Genomic DNA, 15588 nt, shown 5'->3' with positions numbered 1-15588 from the left:
GTCAGCGGGTGCCGAGCACGCCGCCCGCCGTTATACTGCGCCCCTTTGCACAGGAGCCGCTGCATGGCCGACGCTACCGAACTCAACCGCCTCTTCTGGCACAGCCGCCGCGGCATGCTGGAACTGGACGTGCTGCTGGTGCCCTTCGTCAAGGAGGTCTATCCCGGCCTGGGTGCCGAGGACCAGGCCCGATTCCGCAAGCTGCTGGAATGTGAGGACCAGGACATGTTCGGCTGGTTCATGCAGCGCGGTGAGCCGGAAGACCCCGATCTGCGCCACATGGTGCGGATGATCCTGGACCGTGTCCAACCCAAGTGACCGCTTCGAATGCCGGTGGCAGGCCTCGCGCCTGCTGCTGGCGGCCTACCTCGCGGCGCTGGTCCTGGCGCTGGCGACGCTGTTCCTCATCGACCTTCCACTCTGGGGCGCGCTGCTCGGCGCCGCTGCCTGCCTGCTGCACGGCGCCTGGGTGCTGCCGCGGCAGATCCTGCTGACCCATCCCGCAGCCTTCACCGGCCTGCGCCGTGACGAGGGCGGCTGGCAGTTGTTCAGTCGTCGCGATGGCTGGCAGGCGGTGCAGCTGAGGCCGGACAGCCTGGCGCTGCCCGTGGCCGTGGTGCTGTGCTTCCGCCTGGCGGGCGATCGCCACACTCGTGGGCTCTGCATCGGGCGCGACGCCATGGCCTGTGACGCGCACAGGCGCCTGCGGGTGCGCCTGAAGTTCAGCCGACGTAGATGGGTGGCACCAGAATAGTGTCGCGGGCCTCGGGCAGCAGGTCCGGGTAGTCCAGGGTGTAGTGCAGGCCGCGGCTCTCGCGGCGGCGCATCGCAGACTCGATCATCAGCTCGGCGACCTGGGCCAGGTTGCGCAGCTCGATCAGGTCGCGGCTGACCTTGTAGTTGGAATAGAACTCGTCGATCTCGTCCAGCAGCAGGCGCACGCGGTGCTGGGCGCGCTGCAGGCGCTTGTTGGTGCGCACGATGCCGACGTAGTCCCACATGAAGCGCCGCAGCTCGTCCCAGTTGTGGGCGATGATCACGTCCTCGTCCGAGTCGGTCACCTGGCTGGCGTCCCAGGCCGGCAGCGCCGGCGCCATCGCCACATTGTCGAGTTGGGAAACGATGTGCTCGACCGCCGAGCGGGCATAGACGAAGCATTCCAGCAGCGAGTTGCTGGCCATGCGGTTGGCGCCGTGCAGGCCGGTGAAGCTGGTCTCGCCGATGGCGTAGAGCCCCGGCACGTCGCTGCATCCGTGGCGATCGACCACCACGCCGCCGCAGGTGTAGTGCGCCGCCGGCACCACCGGGATGGGCTGTCGGGTGATGTCGATGCCGAACTGCAGGCAGCGTTCGTGCACGGTGGGGAAGTGCGACTTCACGAACTCGGCCGGCTTGTGGCTGATGTCCAGATACACGCAGTCGATGCCGAGGCGCTTCATCTCATGGTCGATGGCGCGGGCGACGATGTCGCGCGGGGCGAGTTCGGCGCGCTCGTCGAAGCGCTCCATGAAGCGCTCGCCGTTGGGCAGCTTGAGGTGCGCCCCTTCGCCGCGCAGTGCCTCGGTGATCAGGAAGCTCTTGGCCTGGGGGTGGTAGAGGCAGGTCGGGTGGAACTGGTTGAACTCCAGGTTGCCGACCCGGCAACCGGCGCGCCAGGCCATGGCGATGCCGTCGCCGCTGGCGCCGTCCGGATTGCTGGTATAAAGGTAGACCTTGGCCGCTCCGCCAGTGGCGAGCACCACGAAGCGCGCATGATAGGTATCCACCTCGCCGCTGCTGCGGTTGAGAACGTAGGCACCGACGCAGCGCTGGCCCGGCAGGCCGAGCTTGCGCTCGGTGATCAGGTCCACCGCCACGCGCTGCTCCTGCAACTCGATGTTGGCGCGCTTGCGGGTCTGCTCCAGCAGGGTGTTGAAGATGGCCGCGCCGGTGGCGTCGGCGGCATGGATGATGCGCCGGTGGCTGTGACCGCCCTCGCGGGTGAGGTGAAACTCGAAGCCGCCGTCCTCGCGGTCCTGCTCATCGTCGCGGGTGAAGGGTACGCCCTGCTCGATGAGCCACTGGATCGCCTCGCGGCTGTGTTCTACGGTGAAGCGCACGGCCTCCTCGCGGCACAGGCCGCCGCCGGCGTTCAGGGTATCGCTGACGTGGGACTCGATGGTGTCGGTATCGTCCAGCACCGCGGCGACACCGCCCTGGGCCCAGTAGGTGGAGCCGTTGGCCAGGTCGCCCTTGCTCAGCACGGCGACGCGCAGATGCGCGGGCAGTGTCAGGGCCAGTGTCAGGCCGGCGGCACCACTGCCTATGACCAGAACGTCGTGCTGATAGTGTCGGCTCATCTACTACTGGTTCCGCAGGTGGAAGGGCGGCGCCTAGTATATCGAGGGGGTGGGCGGCACAATAGCAGCGCTTATGACGGAGAAGAATGCTCTGGAACTTTTCTTAGTCGTTCAAGTTCCAAAGACAGTTGCCAAAAGTGGCTGTCGTATTGGTGCGATGGCCCCGGTGGCCAGATTATTCATGCAGCGGTCGGACCGGCCACGCTGTGACGCTTTGCAAGGCACCAGAGACGCCGCGCAAAGCTTATTCGGAGGGGAGAACTTTTGCGCAACGCCCGAGTCTATCTTGGCAGATCGACGGACTGGCCGACGCCTATCTCCTCCGGAACGAACGAGGAGTATTCATGCTAGCCCAGGAAGACGATCAGCAGTTGGTCGAGCGGGTGCAGCGCGGCGACAAACGGGCCTTCGATCTGTTGGTTCTCAAGTACCAGCACAAGATTTTAGGTCTGGTGGTGCGCTTCGTTCACGACAGCCACGAGGCGCAGGATGTCGCCCAGGAAGCCTTCATCAAGGCTTATCGTGCGCTTGGTAATTTCCGTGGTGACAGCGCCTTCTATACGTGGCTGTACCGCATCGCCATCAACACGGCGAAGAATTATCTGGTATCGCGCGGTCGGCGTCCGCCGGACAGCGATGTCAGCGCAGAGGATGCGGAGTTCTACGACGGGGATCATGCGCTCAAGGACATCGAGTCACCCGAGCGTTCGATGTTGCGGGATGAGATCGAGGCCACTGTGCACCGGACCATCCAGCAGTTGCCCGAGGATCTGCGCACGGCGCTGACGTTGCGCGAATTCGACGGTCTGAGTTACGAGGACATTGCGAGCGTCATGCAGTGTCCGGTCGGCACCGTGCGTTCGCGAATCTTTCGAGCTCGCGAAGCCATCGACAAAGCCCTGCAGCCGCTGCTGCAGGAAGTTTGAATGTGAGACAGCGGCGACAGCCAAGAGAGGAAACACCATGAGTCGTGAAGCCCTGCAGGAATCGCTGTCCGCGGTGATGGATAACGAAGCGGACGAACTGGAGTTGCGTCGGGTGCTGGCGGCTGCCGGCGACGATGCCGAGCTGCGCGGCACCTGGTCCCGTTACCAGATCGCTCGTGCGGTGATGCACAAGGAGCTGCTGGAGCCGCGCCTTGATATCGCGGCTGCGGTATCCGCCGCGCTGGCCGACGAGGCGCTGCCCAAGCCGGCGAACCGCGCTCCCTGGCGCATGGTCGGTCGCGTGGCGGTAGCCGCCTCGGTGACCTTGGCCGTGCTCGCCGGCGTGCGTTTCTACAACCAGGACGAACTGGGCGGCGCGCAGCTGGCTCAGCAGCAAGGTTCGCAGCCCGGCTTGACCTTGCCTCAGGTGCAGGGGCCGGCCGTACTGGCAGGCTATACTCCCGAAGCGGCATCGCCGCTGGTGCGCAGCACTGAGCAGGCAGGTTCAGGCTGGCATGAGCAGCGTTTGCCCGCTTACCTGCGCCAGCATGCCCAGCAGGCTGCCGCCACCGGTAGCGATTCCGCATTGCCGTATGCTCGGGCTGCCAGTCTGGAAAATCGCTGAGAGAGTACATGCGCGTCATCCCCCTTATCGCAATGGTCGGCAGCTGCCTGGTTCTTCCTGCGCATGCTGCCGAGAGCTGGTTGCAACGATTGGCACAGTCCGATCGAGAGAGTTTCAAAGGCACCTTCATCTATGAAAGGAATGGCAGCTTTTCCACCCATGGCATCTGGCGCAAGGGTGGCGAAGCTGGCATGACCGAGCGGCTGTTGCAGCTGGACGGTCCCGCCCAGGAAGTGCTGCGTGTCAACGGCAAGCCGCAGTGCATGAGCGGCGCGCTGGCCGAGCAGGTAGTGGACGCGCAGTGGCCGGCCCGTGGGCTGGACGCCTCCCAACTGGAACAGCGTTACGACCTGCGTGTGCTGGGGCATTCCCGGGTAGCGGGTCGCCCCGCTACCGTGCTGGCCCTGATTCCGCGCGATCAGCACCGCTACGCATTCGAACTGCATCTCGATGACGCGACCGCGCTGCCGCTCAAGTCGCTGCTGATCAGCGAGAAGGGGCAGCTGCTGGAGCGTTTCCAGTTCGTCAGTCTGGAAATGGGCGGTGAGATGTCCGATGCCGCGCTCGCCCCCGGCGACACCTGCAAGCCCGTCAAACTGATCAAGATGGCCGAACTGCCCCAATCCTGGCGGGCCGGCTGGGTTCCGCCCGGCTTCGAGCTGAGCCAGGCGTTGCAGTGCAGCACGCCTGCGTCGGCCGAGCCCCTCGCCTGCCTGCTCTATGGCGATGGTCTGGCCCGTTTCACGGTGTTCCTCGAACCATTGCACGAGTCGATGGTGGAGGATGCACGTAGCCAGCTGGGCCCCACGGCCGTGGTCTCGCGACGCATGAGTACCACCAACGGCGACATGATGGTGACGGTAGTCGGGGAAATCCCGGCGGGCACCGCAGAGCGTGTGGCCATGTCGATGCAGGCGGCGACCGCTATCGAGAGTTCGGCACAGTGAATCGGTTTTTCCCGGGCCGACCCGAGGCGAGCATTTCGTTCCGGGTCGGCTCTTTTGCGTCAGGATTCTGAGCGATAAGTGGCAGCAATCCTTTTCTTGTCTTTGTGAGTGGATGGAGCTGAAGTCGATGCTTGGTCTGAAATCCTCGTTGTCCGGTCTGTGCGCATTGCTGCTGTTGGGGCAGATGTCCCTGGCACGTGCCGATTTGCCTGAGTTCACCGAGCTGGTCGAGCAGGCCTCGCCGGCGGTTGTGAACATCAGTACCCGGCAGAACCTGCCGCAGCGCGATGTGGCGATCCAGGGCCAGGTGCCCGATCTCGAGGGCCTGCCGCCCATGTTCCGCGAGTTCTTCGAGCGAAATATCCCGCAGGTGCCGCGCGGGCAGGGTGGTCGTCAGCGCGAGGCCCAGTCGCTGGGCTCCGGCTTCATTATTTCCGACGACGGCTACGTGCTGACCAACAACCATGTGGTGGCCAATGCGGACGAGATCATCGTGCGCCTGTCCGACCGCAGCGAGCTGGAGGCCAAGCTGATCGGCGCGGACCCGCGTACTGACGTGGCGCTGCTCAAGGTAGAGGGCAAGGGGCTGCCGACCGTCAAGCTGGGCAAGTCCCAGGCACTTAAGGTCGGCGAGTGGGTGTTGGCAATCGGTTCGCCGTTCGGCTTCGATCATTCGGTCACTGCCGGTATCGTCTCGGCCAAGGGCCGTAGCCTGCCGAACGAGAGCTACGTGCCGTTCATCCAGACCGACGTGGCGATCAATCCCGGTAACTCGGGTGGCCCGCTGTTCAACCTGGATGGCGAGGTGGTCGGCATAAACTCACAGATATTCACTCGCTCCGGCGGCTTCATGGGTCTGTCTTTCGCCATCCCGATCGACGTGGCGATGGACGTGGCCAACCAGCTCAAGTCCGAGGGTAAGGTCAGCCGCGGCTGGCTGGGCGTGGTGATCCAGGAAGTGAACAAGGACCTGGCCGAATCCTTCGGCCTGGACAAGCCGGCCGGTGCCCTGGTGGCCCAGGTGCTGGAAGACGGCCCTGCTGCCAAGGGCGGCCTGCAGGTCGGCGATGTGATTCTCAGCCTCAATGGCCAGCCTATCGTCATGTCCGCCGACCTGCCGCATCTGGTCGGCGCTCTCAAGCCGGGCAGCGAGGCTAGCCTCGAAGTTGTGCGCGAGGGTGAGCGCAAGCGCATCCAGCTGAAGATCGGGGCCCTCCCGGAAGAGGGTGGCGAGATGCCGGTGGTGGGCCAGGCCGGTGCGGAGCGTAGCAGCAACCGCCTGGGTGTTTCGGTCGTCGAACTGACCGCCGAGCAGAAGAAGGCCTTTGACCTGCGTGGCGGGGTGGTGATCAAGGAAGTGCAGGGCGGCCCGGCTGCGCTGATTGGCCTGCGTTCGGGTGACGTGATCACCCACCTGAACAACCAGGCCATCGATTCGGCCAAGACCTTCGCCCAGGTGGCCAAGGATCTGCCGGTCAACCGCTCGGTTTCCATGCGAGTCCTGCGCCAGGGACGGGCCAGCTTTATCACCTTCAAACTGGCTGAGTAGGTCTGGCCGGGAGGTCGGGTGACCAACGAGGGCGGCCTGGGCCGCCCTTTTTGTGTCCGCCGCCCACGTCATGAGCGTGACGCGGCGCTTGCCGGTCAGGTAGAATCCCCGGCTATTTTTCGGCGGGCAGCCTGCCTGCGGCTTTTCGAGTGTCTGATCTGTGAGTGACCTGAGTCATATCCGCAATTTCTCCATCATCGCCCACATCAATAACTGACCCTCCGACAACCTCAGACACTCCCCGCCAATATCCCTGCTGCAAGCTAGATAACTAGCTGATTTTACTGGTAAATCCCCAGACATCAGCAGCCACCTGCACACCTCTCCTGCCGCGAAACTCGCGTACAAAGCTGCGTACATACTTCGGCCTTGATAGAATTCTCGCCGTAGTTGCTTGTACACACGAGGAAAGTCACAGTGGCGCTCACAGATACCTGGCTAAAGGCTCACCATAAGAAGCCCCAGGAGAAGGCATTCGAGAAGGCAGACGGCGACGGGCTCAATCATCCCGGAGGTGGTGCCCTTGTTGAAGGAGGCGATGGCTCAGTCGCTAGCGAAGAACTTGCTCTTCACCCAAGATGCTGAGCCGGTATCCTTTTCACCGCGGAGTTGTCGCGGTGGTAGTAGGCGGCCAGCTCCAGGTAGAAGGCGGCTTCTCTCGGGGTCATGGTCGGTTCGTGTCGTCAGATGTCCGTATGGTGCCACCAGTAATACGGTTTTTGCAATGCCGTAAGTATGTAAATATGGGTTTATGTATATCATGGTGATGCGAGGTATCACAGGCCGACCTCGTGGCCGGCCTGGTACTCGGTTCTGGCTTACGCCGTTTTGCGGGTAGGCTCGATGAGAGACGACGCGATGGGGTCTCCGGGGTCTGCACCGAGGTGCCATCCGCATCGGTTCTCCACCAGTACGTCGGGTGCGAACAACGGCCTGAGCGGCACGCGCAGTCCATGGGTTTCACCCGTGATCCTCACGTTCTCCATGTCACAAAGCTCGCATGGACGAAGTCCCGCGAGTCGACCGCACTCATCACAAAGGAGTAGGTGCTCGTGGGGATGGTGCTCGTGTGTGGAGGAGACCTCGATACAGGTAGCTTCGTGGTCCCATCCGTGTTCGCACCTAAGGGTGCCGGCCGTTGCTTGGGCCGGTGAAACAATTCGAGTAGTCATAGCTGACCCTCCGCTAAGAAGTGGCTGAAATTTGATGCCTTCTAAGGGGGAGGGCCTAGCGGTGGCGGTGTCGGAACTCGCTGAGTTCGGGGCCGTAGGCGAATAGCGGCAGCCGTGTGGTTGCCGTCTCGGACATGCTGATGAGTCTGATAACTAGGAGAGCGCACAGTTTGCGCGCGACCACTATCTGGCGGATAGCCTGCGCAATCCGCCGCTTCCAAGAGGGTATGCCTCTGGCGTTAAGGGACCACTCTTGGAACCTCTGTATAGCCTCGTCTAGGGAGCGTTCCCCGCCCCGCTGGATGATGCTGAGAACGAATTCGCCCACGACTCTATCGGCGAGGTTGTCCACAGCCGTACTCGGTGACGGCAGGGCGCGCCCTGCGTCATCGCGCTTGGTGTCTAAGACGTAGAGAAGGCTCTGTGCTCGCCGCAGAGCATCGCTCACTCGCTCCTCTTGAATATGCGCTTCAAGCAGGGCGATCTCGCGGCGCAGCTGCCTCACTCCCCAGGCGCCGTCAAGGAGAGCATCTGTTGTGCTCTCGCCGACTGCTGCGTTGTCTGGTTCGTGGGGGCTCATCGGTCAGCTTACCTTCGGAATATGCCGATAACTGTCTATAGCTTGTCCACTATAAGCCTGAAGCGGCTGGTGTTTCAACCGCCGGACTCAGGTCGATACGATCAACCCACACCCAGGCTTGGACGTAGGCGCCGTCGTCCTCCCCTATCGAAACGACGGCATTCTCGTCGATTTCAACTTCCCCTTCCCTGTGCCACTGCTCCGTAGCCGCAACTCGAAACTGGTCTTCCTCCCTCCATGCGCGCAGGTGCTCGAGGGACACGCGGTTGATCAGCGGAGCGCAGGTGTTGCGCAAGCTCTGCAGCGCTGCCCCTTGGTCCACGTTCTCTGCGACGCGATGGTCACCTCGCCAGAAATCGCGCATCTTGGTCCGCCAGAACCTGCCCTTCGCCTCCGCGAAGGCGAGCAGGTGGGCCACCGTCGACGGCTTCAATTTGGCCTTCGTTAAGCTGCATTGGTGTGATTTAATGTAATTATGGCGATCTGTAGTTATGTAAATACAGGTAGAAAGCGGCGATGCTACCGACTCGATGTGACGGCAGTCAATCAGCGTGCGGAGGGGTTACTTGACGATGCTGAGGGTAGGGCGCTTGGAGGTCCGGCGACTGCTGGACTTTGCGCTTTGAACGGAAACGCAGAGGGGGGAGACAGGTTGCACGCCCTGGCGGACGGCCTCCATCATCACCTCGGCCAAGGATAGGTTGTACCTGGCAGCGGTGTTGATCATCACGGCCAAGTGAATATGGCCGATTCGTTCCAAGGTTTCGTTGGTTACCACCCTGCGGGCGGAGTCCAAATGGCGAACGATATTTTCTTGCAGGGCGGCAAGGTCTATGTCGGCAGCAACCTGCCGACTGAAGTCCACGGTGTACTGGAAGACCTTGCTGTCAATGTCGCGCATGCAAGCTGACTACGTTCTCGGGAGGGGCGGGTTGAATATGTCGGCCGGCGGCGGAAGGGGTGATGCTGATCCCTTCTACTAGCCAGGTGCGCCTGCTGAGTGTATCGAGCCCCAGAAGTAGCTGGTTGGTCCAGCTAACATACAGGTTCCTCAGCTGTTGGTCGGGCATCAGGTCCACGATCTGTTTGCAGACGACGCTCTCCAGCTCTTCGAGAAACGCTCGGATGGACGTGTCTCGTGCCTCGGCAGACCCTCGATCCCCGCATTCTGCCGCGGTTTTCCGGAGTCGTACCAGGTTTTCTTGCACTATTTCTTCTCCTTGGGAGGAGCGTAGGTGGGGAAGATGTATTTGTTGACGGCCTCCAGCATCAGCTCTTTCACCGTGGTGCGGTGGATGGCTGCGATTTGCTTCAGCTCGTAGTGGACTTCAGCCGGCATGTCCATGGTGAACTTCTTGGCCTGGCTGTTGAGGAGGTCAGAGGCGCTGACGATGCCTCCAGCGGGAATAGCAGTCATTGTGCTAACTCCTTGGGCTTTAACTAGGTATGCACACAGTAATTAACGCGAGTACGCCCGTCAATACATATTTAAGTAGAACTGTATTGACATTTAGGACCAGACTCTCGGGACCTCGGAGATGAACTCACCTCTATGGGTCCTTGTGAGGCGGACGGACGCCTCGGCGGGCACTGCGACAATCTTGGCAAAACCCTCGGCTGTAATGGGTTCCTGGGCCTTTGAGATAACCTCGACGAGGGTGCGATCTGATCGCCCCTCGAGGGTTTGGATCTCATCCTCGGTGAAGGGGGTGCCGCGCTGGCGGCCGGCTTCCTCAAGCACCCATGGCATCAGGTCCAGTTTGCCGCACCCTTTGGCGATCACTGCCAGCCGCAATCCGAACGGCTCGTCGGGCCTGCCGGCTGGCCCCAGTACCTCGACGCAGTTTCGGTCGCGGTGGGGAAACGTGATTCGCTTCTTGTTGGCGGACGTGCAGGTGATGTAGTGCGGGAGGACCTTACGCAAGGCTTCTTGCGGCGTCAGGTTCGGGTCGTACAGTGCTTCCAGGTCGTCGCGGCGGAATCGAGCCGCGGCGGGGCCGGTGGTGTAGAGCGACTCGATGTGCTCCAGCATCTTCGGGTAAGCCTCTCGGTCTGCCTCGGTCCAGCTGCAGCCTGCTGCCGTGAGATGCTTGTGCAGGGTGAAGTAGTAGCCGTCCACGGGGAGGGATAGGGCGACCATGTGGAAGATCATGTTGGGCTCACCGAGGGGTTGGTGGTACGATCGGGCTGTGATTTTCTGAGTTTAGCCCCGCTTCGTGCGGGGCTTTCTTTTATTCAGCCTGTCCCCTCTCCAGAGCGTCAAGCCTCGACGGCTTCCTTGGCCATCTCGACCAGTTGCAACGCTTTCGGCTTCACCCGGTATACCCGCTTCGTCTTGTCTTTGTCGACTTCGACCGCGCCAGCGTCTCGCAGGATGAGGAGGTGTCGGGAGATATTGGACTGAAGACCGCCCAGACGGTCCGTTACGTCATTGACGCACAGACTCCCTTCGCTGCTCAGCAGCCCCATGATCTGGAGTCTGACTGGATTACCGAGGTTGTTGAGTAGGTCTGCGGGGGACATGGGGTTCCTCAAGATGCTGGATTACTGTGGTTGTGTATAGATGTAAATACAGGAATACATAATAAACAAATTACTGTTAATGGAAAAGCCCCTTGCCTATCAGTAGAATGCGCCATCCTTTTCCAAGTACCACCGAGAGACGGTTTTCGATGCGTGTACAAGTTGGTGTACATATCTGCGGTTCTATTTGATGCCTGATTCTAAAAAGTCCAGTGATCTCAGCCACATACGGAACTTCTCCATCATCGCCCACATCGATCATGGCAAGTCGACCCTGGCCGACCGATTCATCCAGATCTGTGGCGGCCTCTCCGACCGGGAGATGGAGGCTCAGGTGCTCGATTCCATGGATCTGGAGCGCGAGCGCGGCATCACCATCAAGGCGCACAGCGTGACCCTGCATTACCCGGCGCAGGACGGCAGGACCTACCAGCTGAACTTCATCGACACCCCCGGCCACGTGGACTTCACCTATGAGGTGAGCCGTTCCCTGGCGGCGTGCGAGGGTGCGATCCTGGTGGTGGACGCCGGCCAGGGCGTGGAGGCGCAGTCGGTCGCCAACTGCTACACCGCCATCGAGCAGGGCCTCGAGGTCATGCCGGTGCTGAACAAGATGGACCTGCCCCAGGCCGAGCCGGAGCGAGTCAAGGACGAGATCGAGCACATCATCGGCATCGACGCCAGCGACGCCGTGCCCTGCAGTGCCAAGAGCGGCATGGGCGTGATCGATGTGCTGGAGCATCTGGTCAAGGTGATCCCGCCGCCGGAAGGCGAGATCGAGGCGCCGCTGCAGGCGCTGATCATCGATTCCTGGTTCGACAATTACCTGGGCGTGGTTTCTCTGGTGCGGGTCAAGCACGGCCGGATCAAGAAGGGTGACAAGGTGCTGGTCAAGTCGACCGGCAAGATTCACCAGGTCGACAGCGTCGGCGTCTTCACGCCGAAACACACCGCCACCGACGACCTCAAGGCGGGCGAGGTGGGCTTCATCATCGCCGGCATCAAGGACATCCACGGAGCGCCGGTGGGCGACACCCTGACCCTGTCCACCACGCCGGACGTGGCGGTACTGCCAGGCTTCAAGCGCATCAAGCCGCAGGTCTACGCCGGTCTGTTCCCGGTCAGCTCCGACGACTTCGAGGACTTCCGCGAGGCCCTGCAGAAGCTGACCCTGAACGACGCCGCGCTGCAGTACGAGCCGGAAAGCTCCGACGCCCTGGGCTTCGGCTTCCGCATCGGTTTCCTCGGCATGCTGCACATGGAGATCATCCAGGAGCGCCTGGAGCGCGAATACGATCTGGATCTGATCACCACCGCGCCGACCGTGGTCTTCGAAGTGGAAATGAAGAATGGCGACGTGCTCAGCGTCGACAACCCTTCCAAGCTGCCGGACCCGGCAGGCATCCTCGACATGCGCGAGCCCATCGTGCGCGCCAACATCCTGGTGCCGCAGGAGCACCTGGGCAGCGTCATCACCCTGTGCATCGAGAAGCGCGGCGTACAGCGCGACCTGCAATTCCTCAGCAGCCAGGTTCAGGTTTCCTACGACCTGCCGATGAATGAGGTGGTGCTGGATTTCTTCGACCGTCTCAAGTCCGTGAGCCGTGGCTATGCCTCGCTGGACTACAGCTTCGATCGTTTCCAGTCGGCCAACCTGGTGCGTCTGGACGTGATGATCAACGGCGAGAAGGTCGATGCCCTGGCGCTGATCGTGCACCGTGACCGTGCCCACCAGAAGGGCCGTGTGCTGACCGAGAAGATGAAGGAACTGATCCCGCGGCAGATGTTCGATGTCGCGATCCAGGCCGCCATCGGCGGACAGATCATCGCCCGGACCACGGTCAAGGCGTTGCGCAAGAACGTGTTGGCCAAGTGCTACGGCGGCGATGTCAGCCGTAAGAAAAAACTGCTGGAAAAGCAGAAGGCCGGCAAGAAGCGGATGAAACAGGTGGGCAGTGTGGAAATCCCGCAGGAAGCCTTCCTCGCCGTACTCAAGGTGGATAGTTAATACCTATGTCGTTCAACTTCCCGTTGCTTCTGGTGGTCGCCGTCGCGGTATCCGGTGCTCTGGCTCTGCTCGACCTGCTGTTGCTGGCGCCACGCCGGCGGGCCGCCATCGCCAGCTACGAAGGTCAGGTGGCCGCGCCGGACGAGCAGGTGCTGCAGCGCCTGAACAAGGAACCTCTGCTGGTCGAGTATGGCAAGTCATTCTTCCCGGTGCTGGCCATCGTCCTGGTGCTGCGCTCGTTTCTGCTCGAGCCGTTCCAGATTCCCTCCGGCTCGATGAAGCCCACGCTGGAAGTGGGGGATTTCATCCTGGTCAACAAGTTCGCCTACGGAATTCGCCTGCCGGTGATCGATACCAAGATCATCGACGTGGGCGATCCCCAGCGCGGTGACGTGATGGTGTTCCGCTACCCCAGCAACCCGAGCATCAACTACATCAAGCGCGTGGTCGGCCTGCCGGGCGACCGCATCAGCTACACCACCGACAAGCGTCTGCTGGTGAACGGCCAGTCGGTCGCCGAACAGTTCCTCGGCGAGGAGCCTGGGTCGCTGGGGCGTACCCTGGTGTATCAGGAAAAGCTCGGCGAAGCGGAGCACATGATCCGCAAGCTGCTGAATCGCAATATCCGCGGCGGTGACGAGTGGGTGGTGCCGCAAGGGCACTACTTCATGATGGGCGACAACCGCGACGACTCCAACGACAGCCGCTACTGGAACGATGACGCCATTCCGAAGGAGCTGTGGGGCATGGTTCCCGACCAGAATATCGTCGGCAAGGCGTTCGCCGTCTGGATGAGCTGGCCCGATCCGAAGTCGCGCAACCTGCCAAACTTCTCCAGGGTCGGCCTGATCCGCTGACCGATGGAAATTGCGAGGCGCTGTTCAATCGAATGGCGCCTCCTTGTATATAGTCATCACAACAATACTGATAAATCGGGGTCGATCATGACGTTTGCGCGCTCGCAGAAAGGGCTTTCCATGCTGGGCTGGCTGATGGTGCTGGCCGTGGTTGCATTCCTGGCCAGTACCGGCTTCAAGATGTTCCCGCACTACATGGACTACTGGGCGATGGAGAAGGCGATCATGTCCGTAGAGACCGACCGGGCTGCCGATGTCCGCTCGGTACCGGAGTTCTACGCCCATATCAGCAAGATGATGCAGGTCAACGGCATCCGCGACCTCAACCTGAAGGATATTCTCGAGGTCAAGGTCGAGAACAATGAGTTCAGGGTTCATCTGAAATACGAGAAGCGTGAGCCGATGGTCCAGAATCTCGACCTGGTCGCCAATTTCGACAAAGAATTCCGCGTACGCATGCCGTGAGTGTCCCCCTCTCCCGCCTCGAGCGTCAGCTCGGCCACACCTTCCAGAACCAGGAGCTGATGCTCCTGGCGCTGACCCACCGCAGCTTCGCCGGGCGCAACAACGAGCGCCTGGAATTCCTCGGCGATGCCATCCTCAACTTCGTGGCCGGTGAGGCGTTGTTCGAGCGCTTCCCGCAGGCCCGCGAGGGCCAGCTGTCGCGCCTGCGCGCGCGCCTGGTCAAGGGCGAGACCCTGGCCGTGCTGGCCCGTGGTTTCGAGCTGGGCGAGTATCTGCGGTTGGGCTCGGGCGAGCTGAAGAGCGGTGGCTTCCGCCGCGAGTCGATCCTCGCCGACGCCTTGGAAGCCCTTATCGGCGCGATCTACCTGGACGCCGGCATGGATGTGGCTCGCGCGCGGGTCCTGGCCTGGCTGGCGGGCGAGCTGGACGGCCTGACTCTGGTTGACACCAACAAAGACCCCAAAACCCGCCTGCAGGAGTTCCTCCAGTCCCGCGCCGCCGAGCTGCCGCGCTACGAAGTGGTGGACATCCAGGGCGAGCCGCATTGCCGCACCTTCTTCGTGCAGTGCGAGGTCGCGCTGCTCACCGACAAGACCCAGGGGCAGGGCGCCAGCCGGCGCATCGCCGAGCAGGTGGCCGCCGCTGCCGCTCTGGTGGCCCTGGGCGTGGAGAACAGCCATGACTGACGCACCCGTGACCCGTTGTGGCTATGTCGCCATCGTCGGCCGCCCCAACGTGGGCAAGTCGACCCTGCTCAACCATATCCTTGGGCAGAAGCTGGCGATCACCTCGCGCAAGCCGCAGACCACCCGCCACAACATGCTCGGGATCAAGACCGAGGGCGAGGTGCAGGCGGTGTACGTCGACACCCCCGGTCTGCACAAGCACAACGACAAGGCGCTCAACCGCTACATGAACCGCAGCGCCTCCACTGCCCTGAAGGATGTCGACGTGGTGGTGTTCGTGGTCGACCGCACCCGCTGGACCGACGAGGACCAGATGGTGCTGGAGAAGGTCCAGCACGTGCAGTGCCCGATCCTGCTGGCGGTGAACAAGGCCGACCGGCTGGAGGACAAGAGCGAGCTGCTGCCGCACCTGGAGTGGCTGGCCACCCAGCTGCCGCAGGCCGAGGTCGTGCCGATCTCCGCGCTGCATGGGCAGAACCTGGACACCCTGGAACGGCTGGTCGGCGAGCGACTGCCGGAGTCCGAGCATTTCTATCCGGAAGACCAGATCACCGACCGTTCCAGCCGCTTCCTCGCCGCCGAGCTGATCCGCGAGAAGATCATGCGCCAGCTCGGCGCCGAGCTGCCGTACCAGATCACCGTGGAGATCGAGGAGTTCAAGCAGGAAGGTCGCGTCCTGCACATCCACGGCCTGATCCTGGTGGAGCGCGACGGGCAGAAGAAGATCATCATCGGCGACAAGGGCGAGCGCATCAAACGCATCGGTCAGGACGCGCGCAAGGACATGGAGACCATGTTCGATTCCAAGGTGATGCTCAACCTCTGGGTCAAGGTGAAGGGTGGCTGGTCCGACGACGAGCGCGCGCTGCGGTCGCTCGGCTACACCGACTTCTAATCCCCTTCCCCTGGCC

Annotated in this window: 18 protein-coding genes; 11 read left to right on the top strand and 7 right to left on the bottom strand. The window is 62.2% G+C overall.

The window, feature by feature from the left end; all coding sequences use genetic code 11:
- Window positions 1–63: 63 nt before the first annotated feature.
- Window positions 64–318 carry a succinate dehydrogenase assembly factor 2 gene (locus N7640_RS04195; protein ID WP_279903774.1) on the top strand — a complete coding sequence of 85 codons (255 nt, stop codon included), beginning with the start codon at window positions 64–66 and terminating at the stop codon, window positions 316–318.
- Window positions 302–754 (top strand): protein YgfX, encoded by a 453-nt coding sequence (locus N7640_RS04190; RefSeq protein ID WP_279903773.1) that lies wholly within the window; start codon window positions 302–304, stop codon window positions 752–754. Before N7640_RS04195 ends, N7640_RS04190 begins: the two co-directional genes overlap by 17 nt.
- Here the strand turns inward: N7640_RS04190 and nadB are convergent.
- Window positions 723–2339: an L-aspartate oxidase gene (gene nadB, locus N7640_RS04185; protein ID WP_279903771.1), complete on the bottom strand. Its 1617-nt coding sequence runs from the start codon at window positions 2337–2339 to the stop codon at window positions 723–725. The genes N7640_RS04190 and nadB overlap by 32 nt on opposite strands.
- Before the next feature lie 344 nt (window positions 2340–2683).
- Between nadB and rpoE the strand changes: the two genes are divergently transcribed.
- The 4 genes from rpoE to N7640_RS04165 all read left to right on the top strand — a co-directional run bounded on the left by rpoE (window position 2684) and on the right by N7640_RS04165 (window position 6386).
- Window positions 2684–3265, top strand: a complete 582-nt coding sequence (rpoE, locus tag N7640_RS04180) for an RNA polymerase sigma factor RpoE (RefSeq protein ID WP_220813054.1) — start codon at window positions 2684–2686, stop codon at window positions 3263–3265.
- Between the two features lie 37 nt (window positions 3266–3302).
- Window positions 3303–3890, top strand: a complete 588-nt coding sequence (locus tag N7640_RS04175; RefSeq protein ID WP_279903769.1) for an RseA family anti-sigma factor — start codon at window positions 3303–3305, stop codon at window positions 3888–3890.
- An 8-nt stretch (window positions 3891–3898) separates the two neighbouring features.
- Window positions 3899–4837: a MucB/RseB C-terminal domain-containing protein gene (locus tag N7640_RS04170; RefSeq protein WP_279903767.1), complete on the top strand. Its 939-nt coding sequence runs from the start codon at window positions 3899–3901 to the stop codon at window positions 4835–4837.
- A gap of 127 nt (window positions 4838–4964) precedes the next feature.
- Window positions 4965–6386, top strand: coding sequence for a DegQ family serine endoprotease (locus N7640_RS04165; RefSeq protein ID WP_279903766.1), 1422 nt, complete (start codon window positions 4965–4967; stop codon window positions 6384–6386).
- Between the two features lie 1227 nt (window positions 6387–7613).
- On the opposite strand, the gene N7640_RS04160 is transcribed toward N7640_RS04165, so the two are convergent.
- The 6 genes from N7640_RS04160 to N7640_RS04135 all read right to left on the bottom strand — a co-directional run bounded on the left by N7640_RS04160 (window position 7614) and on the right by N7640_RS04135 (window position 10661).
- Window positions 7614–8138, bottom strand: a complete 525-nt coding sequence (locus N7640_RS04160; RefSeq protein ID WP_279903765.1) for a hypothetical protein — start codon at window positions 8136–8138, stop codon at window positions 7614–7616.
- Window positions 8139–8187: 49 nt separating this feature from the next.
- A complete protein-coding gene (locus N7640_RS04155) occupies window positions 8188–8571 on the bottom strand; it encodes a hypothetical protein (protein WP_279903764.1) in 384 nt (127 codons plus the stop codon).
- A gap of 129 nt (window positions 8572–8700) precedes the next feature.
- The gene (locus N7640_RS04150) at window positions 8701–9039 is read right to left on the bottom strand and encodes a hypothetical protein (RefSeq protein WP_279903762.1); all 339 of its coding nucleotides are present in this window, start codon (window positions 9037–9039) and stop codon (window positions 8701–8703) included.
- A gap of 306 nt (window positions 9040–9345) precedes the next feature.
- Complete coding sequence (locus N7640_RS04145) at window positions 9346–9555, bottom strand: hypothetical protein (RefSeq protein WP_279903760.1); 210 nt, start codon at window positions 9553–9555, stop codon at window positions 9346–9348.
- Between the two features lie 93 nt (window positions 9556–9648).
- Window positions 9649–10290 (bottom strand): hypothetical protein, encoded by a 642-nt coding sequence (locus N7640_RS04140; RefSeq protein WP_279903759.1) that lies wholly within the window; start codon window positions 10288–10290, stop codon window positions 9649–9651.
- Window positions 10291–10397: 107 nt separating this feature from the next.
- Complete coding sequence (locus tag N7640_RS04135; RefSeq protein ID WP_279903758.1) at window positions 10398–10661, bottom strand: metalloregulator ArsR/SmtB family transcription factor; 264 nt, start codon at window positions 10659–10661, stop codon at window positions 10398–10400.
- Window positions 10662–10851: 190 nt separating this feature from the next.
- Between N7640_RS04135 and lepA the strand changes: the two genes are divergently transcribed.
- The 5 genes from lepA to era all read left to right on the top strand — a co-directional run bounded on the left by lepA (window position 10852) and on the right by era (window position 15572).
- On the top strand, window positions 10852–12669 hold the full coding sequence (lepA, locus tag N7640_RS04130) for a translation elongation factor 4 (RefSeq protein ID WP_279903757.1): 1818 nt from the start codon (window positions 10852–10854) through the stop codon (window positions 12667–12669).
- 5 nt (window positions 12670–12674) lie between these two features.
- Entirely contained in the window at window positions 12675–13526 is an 852-nt protein-coding gene (gene lepB, locus N7640_RS04125) for a signal peptidase I (protein WP_279903756.1), read from the top strand.
- Between the two features lie 87 nt (window positions 13527–13613).
- Window positions 13614–13991 carry a DUF4845 domain-containing protein gene (locus tag N7640_RS04120; RefSeq protein ID WP_279903755.1) on the top strand — a complete coding sequence of 126 codons (378 nt, stop codon included), beginning with the start codon at window positions 13614–13616 and terminating at the stop codon, window positions 13989–13991.
- A complete protein-coding gene (rnc, locus tag N7640_RS04115; protein WP_279903754.1) occupies window positions 13988–14677 on the top strand; it encodes a ribonuclease III in 690 nt (229 codons plus the stop codon). Before N7640_RS04120 ends, rnc begins: the two co-directional genes overlap by 4 nt.
- On the top strand, window positions 14670–15572 hold the full coding sequence (gene era / locus N7640_RS04110; protein WP_220813046.1) for a GTPase Era: 903 nt from the start codon (window positions 14670–14672) through the stop codon (window positions 15570–15572). Before rnc ends, era begins: the two co-directional genes overlap by 8 nt.
- Window positions 15573–15588: the final 16 nt, after the last annotated feature.

Source organism: Pseudomonas sp. GD04015, assembly GCF_029837675.1.
In the GTDB taxonomy this organism is placed as follows: domain Bacteria; phylum Pseudomonadota; class Gammaproteobacteria; order Pseudomonadales; family Pseudomonadaceae; genus Aquipseudomonas; species Aquipseudomonas paralcaligenes.
Note: the sequence above shows the minus strand (reverse complement) of the source record. Positions and strands in the feature narration are given on the sequence as shown.